Consider the following 24,805-nt stretch of genomic DNA (forward strand, 5'->3'; position numbering starts at 1 on the left):
TCCATTCTCAAGAATGAACACGAGAAGTCAGCTTGGTTAAACACATTTCCTATAATTAAAAATAACCCCAGTTGATACTGGGGCTATGATTTTTACAAAAAGTTCAGTCTTTCTCTGAGTCGTTATGCGAACTTACGCACTTCGCCTTCACCGTCGATGTTCGACACACAACGACCACAAATTTTCTCGTGACCTTCAATTGTGCCTACATCTGGAGTGTGGTGCCAGCAACGGTCACACTTCTCAGCTTCAGTTGCTGCAACTTCAACGTACAGACCTTCAACGTCTGTCGCTTGAGCTGTATCAGACTTATCGCTAAGTGGCTTAACAACAGCAGCAGAAGTGATAAGTACGAAACGTAGCTCATCTTCTAGCTTGTTGATTTTAGCCGCTAGTGCATCGTCAGCGTATAGAGTAACTTCAGCCTGCAGTGCACCACCGATTGTTTTCTCTTTACGAGCATCTTCAAGAAGCTTGTTCACTGCGCCACGAACTGACTGGATTTCAGTCCAAAATTCGTTGCTTAGCTCTTCGTCGTCAGCAAGACCAAATAGGCCTTCGAACCACTCGCCAGTGAATACAAACGTGTCGCGCTGCTCTCCAGTTGGTAAAGAGCTTGGCATCTCGTTCCAGATTTCATCTGCAGTGAACGACATGATAGGCGCCATCCAACGAACTAAAGCTTCTACGATGTAGTAAAGCGCAGTTTGACAGCTACGTTGAGCATGGCTGCCCTGTTTTGCTGTGTACTGACGGTCTTTGATTACGTCTAGGTAGAAAGAACCCATTTCGATAGAACAGAACTGCATTAGACGTTGAGTCACACCGTGAGTGTTGTACTCACCGTATGCTTTAACAATCTCTTCTTGTGCAGCTTGAGCACGGCCAACAGCCCAGCGATCAAGTGCAACCATTTCTTCAGCTGGAACTAGGTCAGTTTCAGGATTGAAACCGTTCAAGTTCGCTAGGAAGAAACGAGCCGTGTTACGAATACGACGGTATGCATCAGCAGAACGCTTAAGGATTTCGTCAGAAACCGCAACTTCGTTAGTGTAATCCGTAGAAGCAACCCATAGACGTAGAATATCTGCGCCTAGCTTGTTCGTTACATCTTTAGGAGCAACAACGTTACCGATAGATTTAGACATCTTACGACCGTTACCATCAACCACGAAACCGTGCGTTAGCACTTGCTTGTATGGTGCTTCGTCTTTCATCGCGATAGATGAAATCAAAGATGACTGGAACCAGCCACGGTGTTGGTCAGAGCCTTCAAGGTAAAGATCAGCACTGTGCGTTCTTTCTTCATTTGGGAAGTTGTACTCTTCACGAGAGTCCACAACAGAGAAGTGAGTTACACCTGAGTCGAACCATACGTCTAGCGTATCAAGTACTTTCTCGTACTTGTCAGCGTCTTCAGCACCCATCAGTTCAGCAGCGTCTACATCCCACCAAGCTTGAATGCCTTTTTCTTCCACAAGCTTCGCTACTTTTTCAATAAGAGCTGGGCTATCTGGGTGAAGTTCTGATGTTTCTTTATGAACGAACAGAGCAATTGGCACGCCCCAAGTACGTTGACGAGAGATACACCACTCAGGGCGACCTTCGATCATACCTTCGATACGGCTTTGACCCCATTCTGGCATCCATTCAACACTCTTTGTTGACTCTAGTGCTTTTGCACGTAGGCCTGCTTGATCCATAGAGATGAACCATTGTGGTGTTGCACGGAAAATGATTGGCGTTTTGTGTCTCCAGCAGTGTGGGTAGCTATGCTCGTAAGCGTGGTGATGCAATAGTGCACCTTTCTCTTTTAGAACTTCTAAAACAGAATCGTTCGCTTTGAATACATGCTGACCAGCGAATAGCTCAGTATCTGGCAGGTAAACGCCGTTTGAACCTACTGGGTTAGCGATTTCTAGGTTGTACTTCTTACCAACCACGAAATCCTCTTGACCATGACCAGGCGCAGTATGAACGACACCAGTACCCGAATCAGTAGTAACGTGGTCACCAAGAACGGCAGGAACAGTAAAATCGTAGAACGGGTGGTTGAACTGAGAAAGCTCAAGATCAGCACCAGTCGCAAAACCAAGATTATGGAAGTGCTCAATACCTGCACGATCCATTACGTCTTTTGCTAATTCAGAAGCAACAACGATACGTTGAGCAAGCTGTTCGCCATTCGCTTCAACTTGGATAAGCACGTATTCAAGATCATCACGTAGACATACTGCGCGGTTTGCTGGCAGAGTCCATGGTGTTGTCGTCCAGATAACGATTGAGATTTCGCCTTGACCCGCGTGACCTTCCGCTAGAGTAAATTTCTCTAGAAGTGCCGCTTCGTCAGCTGCAGTAAATTTCACATCGATAGATGGCGAAACCTTATCTTTATATTCAACTTCAGCTTCAGCCAGAGCAGAACCACAGTCAGTACACCAGTGAACTGGTTTGAAACCTTTAAGAAGGTGACCTTTGTCTGCGATTTTGCCTAGAGAACGAATGATGTTCGCTTCTGTGCCGAAATCCATAGTACGGTAAGGTTTATCCCACTCGCCCATGATACCAAGACGTTTGAAGCTCTCTTTCTGACCTTCAACTTGGCCCGCAGCGTACTTACGACACTCTTCGCGGAATTCAGCAGCCGAAATCTTCTGACCAGGCTTACCTTTCTTCTTCTCAACCATCAACTCGATTGGAAGACCGTGACAGTCCCAACCTGGGATGTACGGTGCATCAAAACCAGAAAGGGTCTTAGATTTAATAATAATGTCTTTAAGAATCTTGTTCAGCGCGTGGCCAATGTGAATGTCGCCGTTCGCGTATGGAGGGCCGTCATGCAGCACGAAAGATTTTTTGCCTTTCTTTGCCTTACGGATTTCACCGTAAAGGTCTTCTTTGTACCAACGCTTAAGCATTTCTGGTTCACGATTTGCCAGATTGCCGCGCATTGGGAACCCTGTTTCTGGTAAGTTCAGGGTATCTTTATAATCACTCATCGATTCTTAATTCCGTTATATTGGGCGAAGTTAGACATTATGTTAATCGGTGGAATCATCCGACTAATTCTTTAGCTGAAGCAGCCACACCCTTGCGGCTTCAGCATCCAATTCTATTTGATTTTTTAATGCGTCGAACGACTCAAACTTTATCTCGTCGCGCAGTTTGTGCAAAAGTCGCACTTCTAACTGTTTACCATATAAATTGGCTTTAAAGTCAAAAAAATGTACTTCTAATTGCTGCCTTACCCCATTAACTGTTGGTCGTTGTCCAATGTTAGCAACACCACCGACAGGAACACCGTCGATATCTAATGCTTCAACAACATACACTCCCGACACAGGAGAAACACAACGTTTTAATGGAATATTAGCGGTAGGGAAACCGATAGTTCTCCCTAGTTTACGACCATGAGAAACACGACCACTGATACTGTAGTCACGCCCAAGCATAGTAGCACTAGAAGCCAAGTCATTGGCCGCTAACGCATTTCGTATCTCAGTGCTGCTTACTCGTAATTGGTTTAAGCAATAGCTTTGGGTGCTCACCACCTCAAAACCATATTTTTCACCCGCTTCTTTAAGCATAGCGAAATTACCTGTTCGGCCTTTGCCAAAGCAAAAATCGTCACCAACCACCAAGAATTTCACACCAAGCTTATCAACCAAAAGCTCCTTAATGAATGCTTCCGCGGATAAACTAGCAAAATACTGATTAAAATTAACACACAATAAACGACTGATATCTAGCTTACTCAATTGCACATATTTATCTCGTAAACGAGTTAAACGCGCTGGCGCTCGACCTTTAGCAAACAACTCCATAGGTTGCGGCTCAAACGTCATAACAACAGAAGGGAGCCCTAATGCTGCAGCTTGATTAGAAACCTGACTCAGAACTTCTTGATGCCCTAAATGAACACCATCGAAGTTACCTATGGTTAATACACAGCCATGATGCTGCGCTTTAATATTATGTATACCTCGGATCAGTTCCATTATGATCAGCTAAAACCTGTAATTTGCATCATTTATTGTGTGAAACCGACGGATTATATACTAATCAGCATTAATCTGTCGCTGCTTTTAAATGTTTTACTCGGATACCTAAAATCAGTACCGAAACAATATAAACAAAGCCACCAAGTCCGATCAAGCCTGTTAATGTCAGTGCTCTCTGACTGAAGCCCCAATCCAGCCACTGTTGCATATTATCCAACTGCCATAAAATGGCTGCGACCATCACTACACCAGAGACAAGCAACTTGGCACTAAACAACAAAGTTGTCTTAGTTAATTGATAGACACCCGCAAGATGCAAACCCCGATATAGCAAGGCCATATTCACAAAGGCAGACAAGGCCGTCGCAATCGCCAAACCAACATAACCATAGAAGTAAGCAAAGATCGCGTTGAACACCATGTTAGTCACCATAGCGATAATGCCGTACTTAACTGGTGTTTTGGTATCTTGGCGAGAGTAATAACCCGGAGCTAATACTTTAATCAACATGAAGTTAAGCAGACCTGATGCATAAGCCACTAGCGACATCGACGCCTGTTGTACATCGTGGGGAGAAAACTCACCACGCATAAACAGCACCATTAACATGGGTTTAGCCAAAACAATCAGACCCAACATAGCAGGAATACCAAGCAGTAAAACCATGCGTACGCCCCAATCCATGGTATGCGCAAATCCTTCTCCTTGAGCGTCTACGTGTTTACGAGACAAAGCAGGAAGAATCACCGTCGCAATCGCGATACCGAATAACCCTAGTGGAAATTCAAGCAATCGATCTGAGTAGTACAACCAACTGATAGAACCTGTCGCTAGGAAACTAGCAATGAAGGTATCAAACAGTAAGTTGATTTGGCTGACCGATACACCAAAAAGCGCAGGGATCATTAGTGTGCGGATCTTAACGACACCCGGATCTCTCCAACCCCACTTAGGCTTAACCAACACACCTGCTTTTATTAAGAACGGCATTTGGAAAAGGAATTGGACTAATCCACCGAGAAATACACCGATAGCCAATCCAATTTCTGGTTGATCTAAATTAGGAGAGATAAACCATGCTGCGCCAATGATCATCACATTCAAGAACACAGGTGTAAAAGAAGAGACGGCGAACTTACCTAATGTATTGAGAATCGCACCAGATAAAGCAACAAAGGTGATAAACCATAAATAAGGGAAGGTAATCTTAAGCATAAAGCTCGCAAGTTCGAATTTTGGGGCTGCAGGTCCGTCATTCAGCCAGTCAATAAACCAACCGGCACCAAACATCGCAGTGATCACACCGGAGCCCAATACCCCAATAACGGTTACTATAGATACTAAAACTCCGAGAGTACCCGACACCTTAGCAATTAAATCTCGTGTCTTATCTTTGTCACCTGCAGCGTGATATTCCGTTAGTACCGGTACAAACGCTTGAGAAAAAGCACCTTCTGCAAAAAGTCGACGTAAAAAATTAGGAATTTTATTAGCGAAGAAAAATACGTCGGCACTCGCTCCTGCTCCCATTAAATTTGCTACTACTACATCACGTACTAGCCCCAATACACGGGAAACAAAAGTCATTGCACTGACAATCAGGCCTGACTTTAATAGTCTTTTACTCACAGAAACCTCTGACACTGGTTGATTACTTTCAAGCGAGGATAAATACTATCCTGTCCTAAGAAGCATATTTATTAGCATTGGTCTAAAAATGCTGTTAGAATCCCCGCCATCTTAACCGCGATGACCTTTCCATACCAAAGTTTGTTTGGCTACGATTGGTTTTTGCACAAATCATTTGACAATTAAGCGCTAATGAGGGATAGTCCTCGCCCTTAAATTGTCACCGAACTAAGTTTTTGGGAGTTAGACCCTTGGCAAACAGTAAATCTGCTAAGAAGCGCGCTATCCAAGCTGAGAAACGTCGCCAGCACAATGCTAGCCGTCGTTCTATGATGCGCACTTACATGAAAAAGACTATCGCAGCTATCGCAGCTGGTGATAAAGAAGCTGCAACTGCTGCTCTTGTAGAAGTTACACCACTTCTAGACCGTATGGCGACTAAAGGCCTTATTCATAAGAATAAAGCTGCACGTCATAAGTCTCGTTTCGCTGCTGCAATCAAAGCTCTTTAATAGAAATTTGATTACAACGCAAAACGAAAAAAACCGGCCTTGGCCGGTTTTTTTATATCTAAATTTTGAGTAACGCTGTTATTTTTCTCGCTGAACGTTGTTTTTCTTACTAACAGCTATTGGTTTATTACAAAATATTTTTCTTACTAAAAATTGTTTCGTTGACCGATAGACAAATAAGTAGACAAACAAACGTCTAACAAATCGATCAAAGAGAGTAGATTGATAAAAGATAACTGATAGGTACTAACGTTCGACGTGAAATATTGACACTTCCTTGTGTCGACCTTATTCCTGATAAGAGATTACCCTCCTACCAACAACAAGCTACTTGCAGTACATACCGTGCAGTAGGTTAATCATTGCTTTTACTTCTTCGCTACTCAATGTGTAATATACAGTTTGAGCCTCTTTACGAGTATCAACCAAGCCATCCCTTCTCAACCACGCAAGGTGCTGAGATAAAGCAGACTGACTCAGTTCTAACTTGCCACACAACTCCCCAACCGACAGCTCAGTACCATGTAACAGGCACAAGATTTGTAAGCGACGCTCGTTGGCCATGGCTTTAAGTAGAATCACAGCTTGCGCTGAGTTCTTCTCCATCTCTTTTAAGTTCATAGTTTGGCTCCCTACAACCTTTACGCCAACTACGGGCTATCAGAATTTCCGGCATATGGTAGGGTTATGATAATCGATATCAATTCATTAACAAACAACCTCACTCGAACAATTTGCTAAAATCTGCGTCACATACATTTTTTACTGCTGGATGTTGGATCATCCTCTCAGCAAATATGACGTAGTACTCTTCTTTTAACTCTTCGATGCCACCCAACAGCTGTAACGATGTGTCTTCTTCAACTTCAGATATATAGAGAGTAGGTGCTAAAAAAATAGCGTCATGATGATAACGAGCAAAAGCTTTCATCAGTGCCGCATCATCAAATTCGCCTAAAATATCGGGCTTTAGACCCTGCCTATCAAACCACTGTAGTACCTTTCGTCCCATAGAAGTTCGACTTCCGGGGATAAGAAGCTTCCTTTGCTCCAATACAGCGGGGAAACTCACATCTTCTACATTACCAGAACAGAAAAAAGTCATACCACTCTCACCCAGCTTCTTACTAAACAAGCCAGGGCTTTGACTAGAATCCACCGGACAGTCAGACAAGATCATATCGAGCTTATGTTGAGAGAGTTGTTCAAGAAGCATTTCATGAGTCGATTCAAAACAGCGAAGGTGGATACTGTTATCTTCTGGAATCGTCGACATCAAGATCTTGCTCACGAGCCTTTTTGACAGCGCATCCGCTACACCCACATCAAACAGAATATTTGAGTGCTGGCTGTAATTCACAATATCCAACATTTCATAACTTAAGCCAAACATACGATCAGCATACTTAAACACCAGCTGACCAAGCTCAGTAGGTTCAACACTGCGACCATTGCGCTTAGTTAATTTGCCATCCATGCGCTCTTCTAACGCTTTAATCTGACCTGTAACCGTTTGAGGTGTGAGAAATAGGGCTTCTGCAGCTTTAGTAACAGAACCTTGCTTGCAAACCATCCAGAAGTAATAGAGGTGGTTGTAGTTGAGGTGCGACATAGATGTGCCGTAATAATAAAAGAGAAGATATCCTTTATATCAAATATGACGCACTCACTCAACAAACTCGGAAAAACCTAACTTATACATCGATTACTACTTATTTTTTCGAAGTGTCTAATTTCATAATGTAATATTTAAGCGATTATTTTCAATTTTTTTCTAACTTTTAAGATCTATATCACCTCTCAAAAATCAAAATAAAATCATTTAAAAACAACAATTTAACCAACCACCATTTAAAGTTTTGATATTTAAACAGCAAATCATCACAAAAAAGTCTCACCTAAACCAAAATGTAATATTACTGAAATATTTCCCCTCTAACATCACGCTCAGATTAAACAAACAGACCAAACACAGACTTAAACGGTCCAATGGAGAAAACATTATGAACCAAGCTACTACTGCAGCAGCGCCGATTTCGAGCACTACTCGTTGGCTACGCTGGGCTAACTTGGCATTCATGCTTTACCTACTATTACTTTCAGTTTCAATGGTTGGTACAGGCTTCAAATGGGCAACAGGCGAACAAGCAAAGGTTCTTTTCGAATTTGCTTCACACCCAGTTGCAGGCTTAATGATCGGCTTAGTGGCAACAGCACTTATTCAATCATCAAGTACAGTTACTTCAATTATCGTTGGCCTTGTGGCAGGTGGTTTACCTGTTGAGCTAGCAATCCCTATGATCATGGGTGCAAACATTGGTACAACAGTAACCAATACACTTGTTAGTCTTGGTCATGTTCGTTGTAAAGAAGAATTCAAACGTGCATTCGCAAGTGCGACCATTCACGACTTCTTTAACTTATTAGCCGTCGCTATCTTCCTACCATTAGAGATGGCATTTGGTATTCTAGAGAAAATTTCTCACTGGTTAGTATCACCGATGCTAGCAACAGGTGATATGAGCATGGGTGGTCTTAACTTCATCAAGCCAATCACTAAACCAGTAGTCAGTGCGATTAAAGAACCACTATCAACGTTTGGCGACACTGTAGGCGGCGTCATGCTTATCGTTCTTGGTATCGCAACAATCTTCGTAGCTATCACTGTAATGGGTAAGCTAATGAAGAGCCTGATGGTTGGTCGTGCTCGTGAGATTCTAAAGAATGCAATCGGTCGTGGTCCTATCCACGGTATCGCTTCTGGCTCTATCGTGACTATCCTTGTTCAGTCATCTTCTACGACAACAAGCTTGATGGTTCCGCTAGTAGGCTCAGGTGTTCTTAAAGTACGTGACGTTTACCCATTCACTCTGGGTGCAAACATTGGTACTTGTATTACCGCTCTACTTGCAGCTACAGCAGTATCTGGTGAGTTTGCAGTATTCGCACTACAGATTGCTCTAGTACACTTGGTGTTCAACATCATGGCAACGGTATTCATCTTCGGTATTCCGTTCCTACGTGAACTTCCAGTGAAAGCTTCTGACATCATTTCTGATATGGCTGTGAAGAATAAGTCTGTAGTCGCTGGTTACCTTGTTGCAGTATTCCTTGTACTGCCTGGTACTGTGTTAGCACTGACTGCTTGATAGCTAAAGAATTAGATAGCTTAACCGCTAGAAAGACACATCGCTTATAGCAAAGCCCGCAACTTCCTAGGTTGCGGGCTTTTTCTTTTTAGGAGCCGATGAGGGAAGAAAAAGAAGGTGTGGGATTCGAGTAGCGAGTGACGAAAAGCAAAAGCAGATGCGTGATTCGAGTAAACGAGTAAAAAAAAAGCGACTCCCCTCATTATCTGCGTTTGATATTTCGTATATCACTGACTCAAATCTAAACACGCTCTTCGTATCTCGTTACCGAGCTACAGGTACAAAAAAAGCCGCACAATGGCAGCCTTTTAATCAAATAAAACGGATTGCATTAAACCGAGAATGGGTACTTAATCGCCTCGTGGCATTCGTAACCTTCAACCCAGAAGTCATCCATCGTTACCCATGTTTCTAAATCTTCTAGAGACTTAATCTCAGGATTGATATGGAATGTAGGGCCAGCTAACGGCTCACGCTTCAACTGAACATCGCGCATTGGTGCAAGTTGATCTTCATAGATATGAGCGTTAACAAGCTTGTGGTAAGCCACGCCCGCCTTCTTGCCGGTGATCTGCGCCATGATAGCGAGGAACACATACACTTGAACCATATTGAAATTCAAACCTAGAGGGACATCACAAGAGCGCTGAGTACTATTTAGGTACAGGGTGTCACCAAGCAGAGAGAAGTGGTGGCTGTACATACACGGACGCAAACAACCCATGTGAAACTCGCCTGGGTTGTAGAAGTTTAAAATCTCGCCACGGTCATCAATACCGTTAGTTAAATCATCAACAATCTTCTTCAGTTGGTCGATATTACCGCCGTCAGGTTTTGCCCATGCACGTCCTTGAACGCCGTAAACACGGCCCATGTCGTCTTCACCCTTGCGGTAACGATTATTCAACCATGCCTCGTTCAGGTTCGAATTCGCATCCCAGGTTTTAGTCCCTAGCTTGCGAAAATCTTCAGCATTATCGTAACCACGGATATAACCAAGCAGTTCAGCAACTGCCGCTTTCCAAAAGCTTTTACGCGTTGTTACCAGTGGGAATTGGTTATTACCAACATCATATTCAAGGTCAGCATTGATCACAGTTAGGCAGCGCTTGCCAGTGCGTTCATTTTCAATCCAAGTACCGTCATCAACGATACGCTGACAGAGGTCTAAATACTGTTTCACACCAGTTCCTTACTTCGTTTGTTGTGGTAATTCATCTTTGTAGTGACCACGCTTGTATGCCCACACCATCATCAGCACACCGATGATAACCATTGGCAGTGACAAAATTTGTCCCATAGAGATAAATCCACCGAACAAACCTAGATGAGCATCAGGTTCACGTACGTATTCTACTAAGAAGCGGAATGTACCATATCCTGAGAGGAATAACCCTGACACAGAACCAAGAGGACGCGGCTTTTTGATAAACCAGTTCAAGATGAAGAACAGCACAATACCTTCAAGCGCCATCTCGTAAAGTTGAGATGGGTGACGAGGAAGTGGACCACCATTAGGGAATACGATTGCCCATGGCACATCAGTCACACGGCCCCAAAGCTCGCTGTTCATGAAGTTACCTAAACGCCCCATGCCCAAACCAAATGGAACCAATGGCGCGATCATGTCAGCTACACCAAAGAAGGTTCGACCGTTCTTTTTCGCATACCAGAACATCGCAGTGATAACACCAAGCAAACCACCGTGGAAAGACATACCACCCGTCCATACCTTAAAGAGGTAAAGAGGGTCTGCTAGGAAAAGGTCAAAGTTATAGAAAAGTACGTAGCCAATACGACCGCCAAGTACTACACCTAGAAAGCCTGCAAATAACAAATCTGATACTTGCTCTCGGGTCCAACCACTGTCTGGTTGATCAGCTCGGCGATTTGCTAGCCAAAGAGCAAACATAAAGCCAACAAGGTACATTAAGCCATACCAGCGAACTGAAATTGGTCCTAGTTCGATAAGAACAGGATCGATATTTGGGAATTCGATAAAACCCTGAGACATACGTGGCTCTCTATCTAAATTGAATAACGGTCAGCTCAGCAGCTGACAAAAAAGACACTACAGCAGCATTGTAGCTGCTATAAACATTAAAAATATTGCAAAGAATTTCTTTAGCACGGGAGTTGGCAATTGCGTCGCCAGTTTCGCACCAACTCGAGTAGTTAGAACTGAAGTACAAGATATTGCGACCAAAGCTGGTAGGTAAACATAGCCCAAACTAAACGCTGGAAGATCATCTACAGACGAACCATGCCAAATAAACCCGAGCATTCCTGAAATAGCAATAACAAAGCCGCACACCGAAGAGGAACCCACGGCCTTGCGCATTTCTACACCATGATGGTTAAGAAAAGGCACAGATAAAGATCCACCACCAATACCAGCCAAGCTTGAGACTAAGCCAATACCGCCACCACATAACATCGTTTTTGCAGAGCCTGGCATCGCTTTCTGACTCGTAGAACGAATCGATAACAGCATTTGTAATGCCAATACCAATACAATCACACCAAAGACTTTCGGTAGATATTGAGCTGGAATGATGTCGGCGACAAAAGAACCGAGAAAACCACCCACGACCACACCTGGCATCAACCATTTAACGACAAATATCTCTACGTTACCCAACTTTAAGTGGTTAATCGCAGACGATCCTGACGTAACAATAATGGTTGATAACGAAGTCGCCAATGCCATCTGCATCGCAAACTCTTGAGGGATGCCCGCTTTAGGAAGCAAAAACAATAAGGCAGGCACCACCAGCAAGCCACCGCCAATGCCCAGCAAACCCGCTAAAACACCAACAACAGCACCAAGACCTGCTAACAAGCCTATTAGTTCATATGACACGTCAAATCCTATTTTTTACCTGCTCGAATGAAGCCTGTAAATTCACGCTCTTCGAAATAGTTGAGCATCATACTATAGATGTCACGACCATACGGTTTTGAAAGTGCCTTATTTGCTAAATCCTGTAATTCACTCAGGTTAGATTGGCGAATCAAGTATTTGGTTCTAGCGACATTTGAGGTATTCATACTTAACGTTTCGTACCCTAGCCCAATCAACAGTAATGCGCCCATAGGATCACCAGCTAGCTCGCCACAAATACACACAGGTAATTGATATTGCTTACATGTATCATGAATTTGTTTTAATGCCATGATCACCGCAGGGTGCATGGATTCATAGACATCAGATACGCGGGAATTGTTCCGATCAACCGCCAATAAATATTGGGTTAAGTCATTGGTACCCACAGAAACAAAATCGACCTTGTCTGCGATTAACGGCAGCAAATACAGCATTGATGGCACTTCGATCATGATACCAATGCGAGGCATGCGTACTCTATTATCAAGCTCGTGTACTTCATCGTAAGCCTGTTCTATAAGCTGAACCGCATCATCCAGCTCTTGAGCACCCGAAATCATTGGTAATAGGATACTTAAATTCTGACTATCACAGCTCGCACGCAACATGGCGCGTAGTTGAATAATAAAGATATCTGGGTGATCGAGTGTAAAACGAATACCACGCCAGCCAAGAAACGGATTGTCCTCTTCAATCGGGAAATAAGGTAATGCCTTATCACCACCAATATCCAACGTACGCATCACCACTTGCTTCTCGGGATAGCTCGATAATACAGAACGGTACTGCTTGAACTGTTCGTCTTCTGACGGGAATCTCTGCTGTAACAAGAAAGAAATTTCCGTTCGATACAAGCCTACGCCGTCAACCCCTTGGTTAATCGCTATATTAGTATCCGCACTCAAACCAGCATTGAGCAAGATCTCTATTTGCTGATCATCTTGCGTTCTTGCTGGTAAATATAATTCTCGGTTGACCATAGAAGAGAGTTCACTTTCTTCTAGAATCAGCCCTTGGTATTCACTAAGTAAGTTATGACTCGGCTCAATAAAAATCTCACCGCTATACCCATCGACAATCGCTTGCTTACCATTAGCTTGGGCAAGATTGAAATTGACCCCCATCACCGAAGGAATGCCAAGCGCACGAGATAAGATCGCTGCGTGAGAGTTCGCCGCCCCTTCCAAGGAAATGACCGCCAACAATTTTTCTTTTGGAATAGACGCCAAAACAGAGGCCGTTAGTTCACGTACCACCAGAATAATGGGCTTGTCTAACGTGCGGAGTTCATGCTCAGAGTTATGAAGGAAATACAGCAGCCTTTGTCCGAGCTCTCGAATGTCTTGTGCTCTCTCGCGAAGATAGACATCAGACATACGAGCAAAGCGATTAGAGTAACTTTCAACAACTTGTCTTAGTGCCCAATCAGCTTTATCGCCCTTCTGAATTTGGCTTTTCAGATCCTTACGCAACATGGGATCGTTGAGTAAGTGAGTAAACAGGTCAAAGATCGCCAACGCATCTTTGTTTATTTCGCTGTCCAAACGCTTGCGCATGCGCTTAAAGTCATTCAGAGCATTTTCGACAGCAACCGCCAGCAACTCATGCTCTCTTTCAACATTAAGCGTCGAAGCCGGATAAACATCGGTTAATTCAGGTTGCGTGTTGTCCCACCACAAATCACCAATCGCTACACCTGATGACGCTGCGATACCTTTCGTCGCCGGCAACTTTTGTTGTTCTAATAACCAATGACCTTGGGTTTGGGCATGCGCCACAATAACCGCAAGTTGTGCTGAAAGAGTGACAAGGAAAGACTCTTCCATTTCACTGAATAAACGAGGAGATTTCTGTTGAATAACCAAAACACCAAGCACTTGCTTGCGATGGATAATCGGAGTACCGAGAAAAGAGTGATAAACCTTTTCTCCCAACTCCGGAAAAAATTTATAAGCAGGGTGAGCAGACGCTTGTGCAAGGTTGATAGGTTCAGCGCTTCTTTTAACAAGGCCAACCAGGCCTTCGTCAAAACCAATGTGAATACTATTGCCTTTGAAGATCAGGCCTTGAGTTGCCATCAACTCAAGGCGCTGCATATCATTATTTGCCAAATACACGGTGCAACATTCCGTCTGCATCGCACTGCATGTCTCTTTAACTAAAATATCAAGAGCCGTCGACACATCTTCAACTCTTGATACGTGTTCAACTATTTCCCTTAGTTGACTGAGCATGCTTAACCTCTACGCAATTTGCGTTTTCCTTTTGTTTTTCGCTCTTTAAACGGCATTGCCAAAGATGCGAATTCTTTCATCGCTCGACGGTACACATCTCGCTTAAAAGAAACAACTTGTCGAACAGGGTACCAGTAACTCACCCAACGCCAACCATCAAATTCAGGTGTACTTCCACGCTGCATATTGATCTGCGATTCATCGCAATCTAAGCGTAAAAGGAACCACTTCTGTTTTTGTCCAATACAGACAGGTTTAGAATCCCACCGAACCAGTCGTTTGGGTAGCTTATAGCGTAACCAATGACGACTTGTCGCGACGATCTTTACATCCTTTTTAGTAAGGCCAACCTCTTCATACAACTCACGGTACATTGCCTGTTCCGGAGTTTCACCTTCATCTATTCCCCCTTGAGGGAATTGCCATGAATGTTGCCCGTATCGTTTAGCCCAGAAGACCTGACCATGGTTGTTACAGATTACAATACCAACATTTAATCGGTAACCATCGCCATCTATCACTGGCCAACCTCTATCTAAATTTTTAATTACTCTGATTTTTCCACATATCCCCAATCGGAGCAAACTTAGTGACGTGATAAGCGCTATATTTATGAATATTAACTACGAATATGGATAAGTTTTGCTCAAATTCTAGTTACCCACACAATAGTGAGACATAGACCACATTTATTCACCTTTTCTGTGAATAACTATGTGAAGAATTCCCCGCAATCGTTTTTTTTAATCCATAGATTCATCAACACCTTAAACAACAAATCAATTATCAACATTTTAAACCATTAAAAATCAACAAATTAAAATCATAATCATAATTTTAAAAACATTTAGAAAGCAAAAGATCTTTCAAAAATCGAACGTGGTTAAAGATCAACCACTCAGGTGTTTATCCACACTAGCAACTGAAAGATTCATTTTGCCCCCTATTTAGCAAGCATTTTATCCACCACAAACCCCTGTTTATTTATACACTAAATTAATATTTCAATTAATTACCTTTATGTCCTGTGGATAACCACGAGTTTGATCCCTTTTTAAGTAAGGAGATCATTTCTTAACCAGTCGTCATATGGTGATAACTTCTGGTAAAATCGTTTTTTTGATTATGCTTTTTATTATGAAACCAGAACCACAAACACAACAAGAGCTATTAGACAGAGCGTATACTATTGCAGGGATGACCTTCAAAGAGCTCTCCGATGAAGCCGAGATGGTGATGCCAAGCGACCTTAAGCGTGATAAAGGTTGGGTTGGGCAGCTGTTAGAATGGCATTTAGGTGCACCCGCTGGCAGTAAGCCAGAACAGGATTTTGCAAAGCTGGGCATCGAACTTAAAAGCATTCCGATTGGTTATTCTGGAAAGCCACTCGAAACAACGTTTGTTTGTGTTGCGCCACTGATGGGCGTACAAGGCATAACATGGGAAACTAGCCACGTTAGAAATAAACTGTCTAAAGTGCTGTGGATCCCAGTTGAAGGAGAAAGAGAAATCCCGTTGGCAGAAAGGCATGTTGGTTCACCTTTATTATGGACGCCAAGCCAAGAAGAAGATGAACTTCTAAAAAGAGATTGGGAAGAGCTGATGGAGTTGATTGTTTTAGGCAATGTTGAACAGATAACAGCAAGGCACGGTGAAGCACTCCATTTACGCCCTAAGGCCGCAAACAGTCGTGTGTTAACGGAAGCTTACGGTGCAAGCGGTAAACCCATAAAAACCAAACCTCGTGGTTTTTACTTAAGAACCCAGTTCACCCATAAACTGCTGACTGCACACTATGCATAACTGTCGAGAACGAAAGTCGAACATACTGATTATAAGTACGCTGTAAATTCCCTCTAATGAGGTTTAAGCGCTAATTCAATATCGCAGTAACTCTGGCTAGGTTCATTACCAAACTCATCATACGCGTTGTGCAAGCGAAGGTAAGCCTTTTCAAAGCCGAGCCGGAGTAACTCCTCTTTCACTTGATCCAAGGATCCAAAGTGAAGCGGCTCGCCGTCTTGCTTTACAGGTTCTAGCTTGTGTTTGTACTCCACCGCCAATAGATACTCTGAGATATCAGAACAACCAATAACGTACACTTTGGGTGTTTGATAAGAGTCTTTGTGCTCTCCATGTAACCACATGTCTAATTGATGCTTTTGCATAACCGTCCTCCCCTGCTCTTTAAAGAGTAGTAGAACTCTTTTCCTTTACTAGGTAACGACTTAAAAAAGCAAAAAAGAGAAGCAAGTGCTTCTCTTTTTTGGCCAGTTCTAATTCAAAAGTTTGCACTTTCGACGCCATAACTATCACTGTGATTTATCCTAGGGGTTGAAAGGTGCTATCAACCCCGCAGATTACGTCGGTATTCGCGCACTTAAGACACGACGAAGGTGACGTACTCGACGTTCAATCGTAACAACTTCGGGTTCAGAAAAACCAATAGGTCGACCATCGGCTTCAAGACCAATATCTCTTAGTAAGTGAGTATTGTTCCATGGTAGATCATATGAACTGCGACGAACTTTTCGTTGCCATTCACGCTCTTCACGACGAAGGTCTGCACGGATAAGGACTGTTGCTAATTTTAAATATACTGAGTGACGCATAATAACTCTCCAGTTGTTGAATAAACTGAGGAAAAATAGCGTGTTAGATCGTATGAGGGTTTCTCACTTAGCTGCTATTTTTCCGCAGCCAAATAAGGATACGGATCTATTAGTTAGGTTTATCTTGGGTGTTTCGATCGGCCATGGCTGATGTTTGTGACATAACAGTCACCATGTCAGAACACGGATCAAACGAAGCGCAAATATGCTGTATAAAATCGAAATGTTTCATTTGCGCCTCCAAGCTAACTAAAAAATCCAAAAAGAAATGGGGTAGTGAAAGCAGACAAGTCTTTGTTAAAACGCTGCTTTCACGGTTAAAGTCTAACCAAGTGAGTATATTATTCAACCGCTAATTGGCTCACATTTTTAAAACAATGCATTCACCTGGAATATCAGTTGCATATTCATTTATATATAAGATATTCACTATTATTATATAAAATCACAGAACATATCTCTTAGTGACCTAGGGGGCATCTCTCAATTGTTCGAATGTGAACACAGCGACTAACAACAAAAAGAGCCACGCATGATGCGTCGCTCTTAAATTTACACTAACAGATTGAATCACTTAGCAAAGAATTCTAAATAACGCCCTCAGAAATAAGGCTGTGTTTATTCAATAAACGGTACATCGTTGCTCGTGATACTCCGAGCTCCTTAGCAGCCAACGAGACCTGTCCACCGTAAGATTCCAATACAATCAACAATGCATCGCGCTCTGAACGCTCACGAATGCTTTTCAAACTGCGACGTTCATCATTCTGTTTTGGTAAATCAAGTTGGTGATCTTCTATGATCACGGCATCCGACATCAGAACAACACGCTTTATCTGATTCATCAGCTCACGAACGTTGCCTGGCCAGTGGTAGCGATTCATTGAACGAATAGCATCCTCTGAGAAACTCTTAGCCTGAGCATTAAACTCTTTCGAGTACTCACGTAAGAAATGATTCGCTAACACAGAAATATCGCTCACACGCTCTTTCAGACTCGGAACATGAATACGCAACACATTAATGTAATGATACAATTCTTCATTGAAGTCACCTTCAATCAATGCTTTTTCGATATCAGAAGAGTTCGCCGCCAGAATACGTACATCGATAGATTTTGGCCCTGCCGCAGTTTCAATTTTGCCTTCTTGTAAAAAGCGAAGTAGATTCAATTGTTGATTACGGGGCATCGCCAACACATCATTGAGTAAGATAGTTCCGCCGTCTGCTTCTTCTAATATACACGGTGCCGAAGTTTGCTGTGTTGAAATACCAAACACTTCAGCTTCTATTCTCATTTCAGACAAGGCACGGCAATTAACCGTTAGAAATGGATTCTGTGCTCGCGAAGAGTTTTGATGAATAGAACGTGCGATCGTCTCTTTACCTGCCCCACTCTCTCCGTAAATTAAGATACTGACATCAGTAGGCCCAATGCGCTTTACTTGGTCTCTCAAGCGCTTCACAGCCACAGAGTCACCCAATAGGCCCATATTGTTGTTAATGCCGTAGTTTGGCCATACTTTCTGCTCAAGCTTGAGCATACCCAACTGGTGACCAATAGTACTCAGTAGCTGAGCATCAGGGATTGGTGCCGTGAAAAAGTCGATACAGAAGTTAACGATAAATTGGCAGATCGTATCAGAGCTCAATTGAGATTCACGAATAAAGGCGAGCCATCGCACCTGCTTGTTATTGCTTACGAGGTTAGCAATACCGTTAAGACTAAACTCATCATGGCTAAGATCAACAATACCGATACATGGACCAATGTCAGCAATCAAGGCATCGGCTTTTCGTAGATCTGCACACTGGGTACACTGCCAACCCACTTGTTCTAACACTGATAACCAGGGTTCGTACGCACCACCAACCACGATAAGAGAACCTGGTAAGGAATCCATCTTAAATTGAGTTCCCATCCTTCTTCCTTATTCTATTTTTATTTAAATCAGACTAATACGAGTTTAATGCTGATAACTCTACAAAATGCCACGAGATCGTATTCAGCGCCGAGGCGTATAATAATGAGACTATCTTAGATTTTTCGTCTCAATAGTAAGACTATGTCAGAAATAGTGATTTTTCGAATCAAGAGTGCGGTGCAAGCAAGGTTTTAAAGTCATAAAAGCAGAAAAGCCACCCGAAGGTGGCTTTTCAATTAACGCGTTTGTTACAAACCGTAAGCGAAAATTACGCTTGTGGGCGCATTGCCGGGAACAAAATCACATCACGAATTGTGTGCGTGTTTGTAAATAGCATCGCTAGACGGTCGATACCTATACCTTGACCCGCTGTTGGCGGTAGGCCGTGCTCTAGTGCTGTAATGTAGTCTGCATCGTAGTACATAGCTTCATCATCACCCGCGTCTTTCGCGTTAACTTGCGCTTTGAAACGTTCGTCTTGATCTTGTGCATCGTTAAGCTCAGAGAAACCGTTCGCGACTTCACGGCCACCGATGAAGAACTCAAAACGGTCTGTGAAGAATGGGTTGTCATCGCTACGACGTGCTAGAGGAGAGATGTCCGCTGGGTAGCCAGTGATGAACGTTGGTTGAATTAGCTGAGGCTCAGCCGTTTCACCAAAGATCTCTTCAAGAAGCTGACCACACGTCCAAAACTTCTCAACGTACAGACCTACTTCTTCTGCAATTTTAACCATCAATTCTCTGTTCTGAAGATCATCTTCAGTCAAAGCTTGAATGTTTGCATTTTCAGGAGTGTAGTGTTTGATTGCATCGAACATGCTCATGCGAGCGTAAGTGCCACCGAACTCAACTGTTTCCTCACCGTAAGGCATAGAAGTAGAACCAAGAACGTCCATTGCAGCTGTGCTTAGCATCTCTTCCGTTAGATCCATTAGATCTTTGTAGTCAGAGTACGCTTGGTAGAATTCCATCATTGTGAATTCTGGGTTGTGACGTGGAGAAAGACCTTCGTTACGGAAGTTACGGTTGATCTCGAATACACGGTCAAAACCACCAACTACTAGACGCTTAAGGTAAAGCTCAGGTGCAACGCGTAGGTACATGTCGATGTCTAGTGCGTTGTGATGAGTGATGAATGGACGTGCTGTTGCACCGCCTGGGATCACGTGCATCATTGGCGTTTCAACTTCTAGGTAGCCTTTTGAGCTCATGAAGTTACGGATTGAAGACACAAGCTTAGAACGCACGATGAATGTGTTACGAGAGTCTTCGTTCACGATTAGGTCAACGTAACGCTGACGGTAACGCATCTCTTGGTCAGTTAGACCGTGGAACTTCTCTGGCAGAGGACGAAGTGCTTTCGTTAGCAATTCAAACTCTTCCATGTTCACGTAAAGGTCGCCTTTACCTGATTTGTGAAGCGCACCTTTAACACCGATGATGTCACCGATATCTAGGCCTTGGTACTTCTCTTTTAGTACTTTTTGAACGTCTTTCGCTGCGTATGCTTGGATACGACCAGAAGTTTCTTGAATCGCAAGGAATGGACCACGCTTCGCCATAATACGACCAGCGATCGCAACGATGTGGTTAAGCTCTTCGAGCTCTTCCTTAGTCTTCTCACCGAATTCCGCTTGAAGGTCGCCAGCTAGGTGCTCACGACGGAAGTCATTTGGGTGACCGTTAGCTTTGCAGTTTTGGCGGATGTGATCCAGCTTGCTGCGGCGCTCAGCGATTAGTTTGTTCTCTTCAGGTGAAGAAGCTTCTTGTGCGTTTTCGTTTTGAACAGCATCAGTCATTAGAGATGTACCCTGCTTTTATAATTTGGACAGCTATATTTTTTCAAATATAGGCATTTTTACCAATATTATTGGTAAAGCTTAATAGTTGATAAAGCTTACAGACCTGATTTCAGGCTAGCTTCAATAAACTTGTCTAAGTCACCGTCAAGAACCGCTTGAGTGTTACGGTTTTCGATGCCGGTGCGTAAATCTTTGATACGAGAATCATCCAGTACGTAAGAGCGGATCTGACTGCCCCAACCGATGTCTGATTTCGTTTCTTCGCTCGCTTGTTTTTCAGCATTTTGTTTTTGAATCTCAAGTTCAAAAAGCTTAGCACGTAGCTGCTTCATCGCTTGATCTTTGTTCTTATGCTGCGAACGGTCATTCTGACACTGAACCACGGTGTTAGTCGGAACGTGAGTAATACGTACCGCTGATTCCGTGGTGTTTACGTGCTGACCACCAGCGCCAGAGGCACGGTATACATCAATACGTAAGTCAGAAGGATTAATGTCGATCGTAATGTTGTCATCAATCTCAGGATAGATAAACGCAGAGGCAAATGAAGTATGACGACGACCACTTGAATCAAATGGTGACTTACGAACTAGACGGTGAACACCAGTCTCTGTACGTAACCAACCGTAAGCGTACTCACCAGAGATACGTACCGTTGCACCTTTAAGGCCAGCAACATCACCATCAGACACTTCGATAACTTCAGTCTTGAAGCCTTTCGAATCAGCCCAACGTAAGTACATACGCAACATCATTGAAGTCCAGTCTTGAGCTTCTGTACCGCCCGAGCCTGACTGTAAATCGATGTAGCAATCTGATGCATCGTGATCACCAGAGAACATACGACGGAATTCCAGCTTCTCTAGCTTAGCTTCAAGCTCGGAGAGTTCTGGTTCAATCTCATCGAACGTTTCTTGATCTTCTTCTTCAACCGCAAGCTCTAATAGGCCATCAACATCCTCAACGCCTTGGTCAAGTTGGTCGATTGTTTCTACTACCGCTTCCAATGCAGAACGTTCTTTACCTAGCGCTTGAGCACGCTCAGGTTCGTTCCATACATCCGGTTGTTCTAATTCTGCGTTTACTTCTTCTAGACGCTCTTTCTTAGCGTCATAGTCAAAGATACCCCCTCAGGATATTTGTGCGCTCAGACACATCCTGCAGACGGTTTTTTATAGGATTGATTTCAAACATTTTAGCTCATCATTTATGAGTAGAATTTAACCGAAGAATTGTACTCAAAAGTGTGACGGAGATACAGAATTTTTTAGAGCGGTGAACCAAGATTCAATAACTTAATGGGATATAAAATTGACAGGCAGAAAAAACACGTAAAATTTGTAAGGGAAGGAAAGAGAACAAGCTCTGTTTTTGAACAAAGCTTGTTGAATTTGGCGCTATATGATGAGAATTGTTGAGTCTAAAAAGAACTATTTGGCCTCGATGTAATCAATCATCAGCTGCAAAGATTGGTTGCCACGAAACTCGTTAATATCGAGCTTAAATGCAAGGTGCACAGTTTTCACCGAAGCATCAGGCCAGCGGCGTAGGTCCACATTAAAGGCGATACCATCAATCATCACATTGGTCGGGTGACCTTTGTAGAGCGGCTCCAACATCAACTTAAGATGTTTTTCACCCACCAACTTTTGATGCAGTACTTTAAATTCACCATCGAAGATTGGCTCAGGGAAAGCTTGTCCCCACGGACCACCTGAACGAAGCGTTTCGGCGGTGTGCATTGAGAACTCTTCAGGTAACAACTCACCATCAGACAAGATAATGCCCTTCAGTGCTGTTTCTCCAAGCTCATTCTTCACGACATCGTTAAACAGCTTACTGAAGCGATCAAAGTCCTTTTCCATAATCGTTAAGCCTGCCGCCATTGCGTGACCGCCAAACTTAAGAATCAAACCTGGGTTTTGAGTGTCGATTCGGTCCAACGCATCACGCATATGTAAACCCGGAATCGAACGACAAGAGCCCTTTATGCTCCCTTCCCCACCATCAGCGAAAGCAATCACTGGACGATGGTATTTATCTTTGATGCGCGAAGCCAAGATACCAATCACACCTTGATGCCAATCACGCTGGAACAACGCTAAACCCGAAGGCAGATCGTCTTTACCAAACTCAAGGCGCTCACAAAAAGCCATCGCTTCTTGCTTCATACCCTCTTCGATCTCTTTACGTGTTTGGTTCAAACCATCCAGCTCACTCGCCATTCGACGTGCAGCATGGATGTTGTTACTCATTAGCAACTCAACACCAAAAGACATATCGTCCAGTCTGCCGGCCGCATTAATGCGAGGACCAAGTGCAAAGCCAAAATCAGATGCGACTAAACGCTTAGCGTCTCGCTTGGCAATTTCAATCAAAGCTTGAATACCCGGACGAGCTTTACCTGCACGAATACGCTGCAACCCTTGATGTACCAAAATTCGGTTGTTTTCATCAAGCGGGACTACATCGGCAACGGTGCCCAGAGCCACAAGGTCAATCAGTTCCATCAACTTAGGTTCTGTCATGCCGCGTTCTGCAAACCAATTCAACTTACGCATATGAACACAAAGCGCCATCATCAAATAAAAGGCGACACCAACCCCCGCTAAAGCCTTTGATGGAAAAGCGCAGCTTTCAAGGTTCGGATTGACCATCGCATCGACGATGGGCAACTCATGACCCGGTAAATGATGGTCAGTAACTAAAACTTCTAATCCTTTCTCTTTAGCAAAACGAACCCCTTCAATCGAAGAGACACCGTTGTCGACCGTCATGATGACCTCAGCGCCAAGTTCGATAGCCTGCACGACAACTTCAGGACTCAAACCATAGCCATCTTCAAAACGGTTTGGTACCAGATAATCAACATTCGAACTACCCAGCATGCGCAGTGCCAATACCGACAAAGCAGAACTGGTCGCACCATCAGCATCAAAATCACCAACGATAATAATGCGTTTTTGCTGCTGAATGGCTTTGAACAATAATTCAACCGCAGCATCGATACCACCCAGTTTTTGATAAGAGTGTAGGCCTTTCGCTGCTGTCTCTAATTGGTCGGCACTGTTGATTCCGCGACTCACATAGATGCGCTTTAACAAGTCAGGTAAATGAGCAGGTAAAACTGAAGTATCGACCTCAGGACGGCGTTGGATCTCTATCATATAAAAATGGGCCCGATATCAATCAGGCCACTCCTTAAATCAAAAACATGGGGAATATGTTGGTAATACAGAAATGAAGATTACTGCTCTAAACGTTGAAGCAGTTGTGCTGGTGGTAAGTAACCACTCACCAATTCACCACTTGCTAGCACGATAGCTGGAGTGCCATTAATACCAAGCTCACGGCCTAATTGGTATTGCTTAGCGATGATCTGCTTTTGCTCTGCTAGGTTTTTACCAGAAGCTGGCATTTGACGATTGACTTTCGCATCGTGCATGGCTTCTTTTGGATCGTCAGAAGCCCAAATTGCCGCCATTTGGTCGGCAACTTGTCCAGTTGCGCCTTGGCGCGGGTAAGCCATGTAGCGAACAGTAATTCCTAAGTCGTTATAGCCTTGCATTTGGCTATGCAGACGAACACAGTAACCACACGTAATGTCAGTAAATACAGTCACAAAGTACTTTTCATTATCGGCTTTATATTCGATAACCGTATCTGACATTGCCGCGACTTTTTCAGCATTCAACGGCGCTTGACGCTCAGCCAACACATCACTGAACTTGCCGTTGTCGTCCAAAGAGTAAAGAGTACCCGCGATAAAATGATCACCTTCTGGAGAAGAAAAGATAATGCCGCTGTTCGTTTGAACCTCCAGCAGGCCATCAATATCTGAAGGAACGATCTTATCGACTTTAATACCGATTTTTTCAAAGCGCTTAGTTAACGCAGCGGTATCAATAGCTTGAGCTGAAGCAACTTCTACGGCTGTTGATGTTGGTTCTACTTTCGCTTCTGATGCATTACATGCAGTAATCATAAGAGGAAACGCTAATAGAGGAAGACGGCGTAATACGCTCATTAAGTTCACCTTAAAAATAAATGG

20 protein-coding genes are annotated in these 24,805 nt (G+C 43.4%); 3 read left to right on the top strand and 17 right to left on the bottom strand.

Annotated features, from left to right (window positions below):
• Window positions 1–122: 122 nt before the first annotated feature.
• From ileS to murJ, 3 genes are all read right to left on the bottom strand, one after another.
• Window positions 123–2,999 (bottom strand): isoleucine--tRNA ligase, encoded by a 2,877-nt coding sequence (gene ileS / locus SJY39_RS27580; RefSeq protein WP_016796543.1) that lies wholly within the window; start codon window positions 2,997–2,999, stop codon window positions 123–125.
• Between the two features lie 63 nt (window positions 3,000–3,062).
• Window positions 3,063–3,998 carry a bifunctional riboflavin kinase/FAD synthetase gene (ribF, locus tag SJY39_RS27585; RefSeq protein ID WP_010434831.1) on the bottom strand — a complete coding sequence of 312 codons (936 nt, stop codon included), beginning with the start codon at window positions 3,996–3,998 and terminating at the stop codon, window positions 3,063–3,065.
• A gap of 70 nt (window positions 3,999–4,068) precedes the next feature.
• Window positions 4,069–5,631 (bottom strand): murein biosynthesis integral membrane protein MurJ, encoded by a 1,563-nt coding sequence (murJ, locus tag SJY39_RS27590; RefSeq protein ID WP_010434830.1) that lies wholly within the window; start codon window positions 5,629–5,631, stop codon window positions 4,069–4,071.
• Window positions 5,632–5,882: 251 nt separating this feature from the next.
• Here murJ and rpsT point away from each other — a divergent pair, with 251 nt between their 5' ends.
• Window positions 5,883–6,143 carry a 30S ribosomal protein S20 gene (gene rpsT, locus SJY39_RS27595; RefSeq protein WP_004739529.1) on the top strand — a complete coding sequence of 87 codons (261 nt, stop codon included), beginning with the start codon at window positions 5,883–5,885 and terminating at the stop codon, window positions 6,141–6,143.
• A gap of 327 nt (window positions 6,144–6,470) precedes the next feature.
• Here the strand turns inward: rpsT and SJY39_RS27600 are convergent, their stop codons facing one another.
• Window positions 6,471–6,764: a metalloregulator ArsR/SmtB family transcription factor gene (locus SJY39_RS27600; RefSeq protein WP_010434829.1), complete on the bottom strand. Its 294-nt coding sequence runs from the start codon at window positions 6,762–6,764 to the stop codon at window positions 6,471–6,473.
• A gap of 100 nt (window positions 6,765–6,864) precedes the next feature.
• Window positions 6,865–7,755, bottom strand: coding sequence for a transcriptional activator NhaR (nhaR, locus tag SJY39_RS27605; protein WP_010434828.1), 891 nt, complete (start codon window positions 7,753–7,755; stop codon window positions 6,865–6,867).
• 391 nt (window positions 7,756–8,146) lie between these two features.
• Between nhaR and SJY39_RS27610 the strand changes: the two genes are divergently transcribed.
• A complete protein-coding gene (locus tag SJY39_RS27610; protein ID WP_010434827.1) occupies window positions 8,147–9,292 on the top strand; it encodes a Na/Pi symporter in 1,146 nt (381 codons plus the stop codon).
• 331 nt (window positions 9,293–9,623) lie between these two features.
• On the opposite strand, the gene SJY39_RS27615 is transcribed toward SJY39_RS27610, so the two are convergent.
• Genes SJY39_RS27615 through rppH form a run of 5 tightly spaced genes read right to left on the bottom strand, consistent with a single transcriptional unit; the run spans window position 9,624 to window position 14,934 of the window.
• Window positions 9,624–10,475, bottom strand: a complete 852-nt coding sequence (locus SJY39_RS27615) for a thymidylate synthase (protein WP_016792260.1) — start codon at window positions 10,473–10,475, stop codon at window positions 9,624–9,626.
• Window positions 10,476–10,484: 9 nt separating this feature from the next.
• Window positions 10,485–11,306: a prolipoprotein diacylglyceryl transferase gene (lgt, locus tag SJY39_RS27620; protein WP_016767730.1), complete on the bottom strand. Its 822-nt coding sequence runs from the start codon at window positions 11,304–11,306 to the stop codon at window positions 10,485–10,487.
• 57 nt (window positions 11,307–11,363) lie between these two features.
• Complete coding sequence (locus SJY39_RS27625) at window positions 11,364–12,155, bottom strand: sulfite exporter TauE/SafE family protein (protein ID WP_010434824.1); 792 nt, start codon at window positions 12,153–12,155, stop codon at window positions 11,364–11,366.
• An 8-nt stretch (window positions 12,156–12,163) separates the two neighbouring features.
• Window positions 12,164–14,413: a phosphoenolpyruvate--protein phosphotransferase gene (gene ptsP / locus SJY39_RS27630; protein ID WP_010434823.1), complete on the bottom strand. Its 2,250-nt coding sequence runs from the start codon at window positions 14,411–14,413 to the stop codon at window positions 12,164–12,166.
• 2 nt (window positions 14,414–14,415) lie between these two features.
• Window positions 14,416–14,934 carry an RNA pyrophosphohydrolase gene (gene rppH / locus SJY39_RS27635; RefSeq protein WP_004735018.1) on the bottom strand — a complete coding sequence of 173 codons (519 nt, stop codon included), beginning with the start codon at window positions 14,932–14,934 and terminating at the stop codon, window positions 14,416–14,418.
• A 616-nt stretch (window positions 14,935–15,550) separates the two neighbouring features.
• Here rppH and mutH point away from each other — a divergent pair.
• A complete protein-coding gene (gene mutH, locus SJY39_RS27640) occupies window positions 15,551–16,216 on the top strand; it encodes a DNA mismatch repair endonuclease MutH (RefSeq protein ID WP_010434822.1) in 666 nt (221 codons plus the stop codon).
• 53 nt (window positions 16,217–16,269) lie between these two features.
• Here the strand turns inward: mutH and SJY39_RS27645 are convergent, their stop codons facing one another.
• From SJY39_RS27645 to SJY39_RS27675, 7 genes are all read right to left on the bottom strand, one after another.
• Complete coding sequence (locus SJY39_RS27645) at window positions 16,270–16,581, bottom strand: DUF6482 family protein (RefSeq protein WP_004735016.1); 312 nt, start codon at window positions 16,579–16,581, stop codon at window positions 16,270–16,272.
• Between the two features lie 192 nt (window positions 16,582–16,773).
• Window positions 16,774–17,025: a hypothetical protein gene (locus SJY39_RS27650; RefSeq protein WP_004735015.1), complete on the bottom strand. Its 252-nt coding sequence runs from the start codon at window positions 17,023–17,025 to the stop codon at window positions 16,774–16,776.
• Between the two features lie 587 nt (window positions 17,026–17,612).
• The gene (gene vpsR / locus SJY39_RS27655) at window positions 17,613–18,947 is read right to left on the bottom strand and encodes a cyclic-di-GMP-binding transcriptional regulator VpsR (protein ID WP_010434821.1); all 1,335 of its coding nucleotides are present in this window, start codon (window positions 18,945–18,947) and stop codon (window positions 17,613–17,615) included.
• A gap of 271 nt (window positions 18,948–19,218) precedes the next feature.
• Entirely contained in the window at window positions 19,219–20,751 is a 1,533-nt protein-coding gene (gene lysS / locus SJY39_RS27660) for a lysine--tRNA ligase (protein WP_010434820.1), read from the bottom strand.
• A gap of 98 nt (window positions 20,752–20,849) precedes the next feature.
• Window positions 20,850–21,948 (bottom strand): peptide chain release factor 2 gene (gene prfB / locus SJY39_RS27665; RefSeq protein ID WP_102297304.1). Its coding sequence is split into 2 segments (ribosomal slippage): window positions 20,850–21,872 and window positions 21,874–21,948, totalling 1,098 coding nucleotides; the frame shifts between segments, so codons are not numbered across the junction.
• Between the two features lie 236 nt (window positions 21,949–22,184).
• Window positions 22,185–23,921 (bottom strand): single-stranded-DNA-specific exonuclease RecJ, encoded by a 1,737-nt coding sequence (gene recJ, locus SJY39_RS27670; RefSeq protein ID WP_010434818.1) that lies wholly within the window; start codon window positions 23,919–23,921, stop codon window positions 22,185–22,187.
• A gap of 80 nt (window positions 23,922–24,001) precedes the next feature.
• On the bottom strand, window positions 24,002–24,781 hold the full coding sequence (locus SJY39_RS27675; RefSeq protein ID WP_016767734.1) for a thioredoxin fold domain-containing protein: 780 nt from the start codon (window positions 24,779–24,781) through the stop codon (window positions 24,002–24,004).
• Between the last annotated feature and the right edge of the window lie 24 nt (window positions 24,782–24,805).

This window comes from Vibrio sp. R78045 (genome assembly GCF_042466085.1).
Classification (GTDB): Bacteria; Pseudomonadota; Gammaproteobacteria; order Enterobacterales; family Vibrionaceae; genus Vibrio; species Vibrio cyclitrophicus.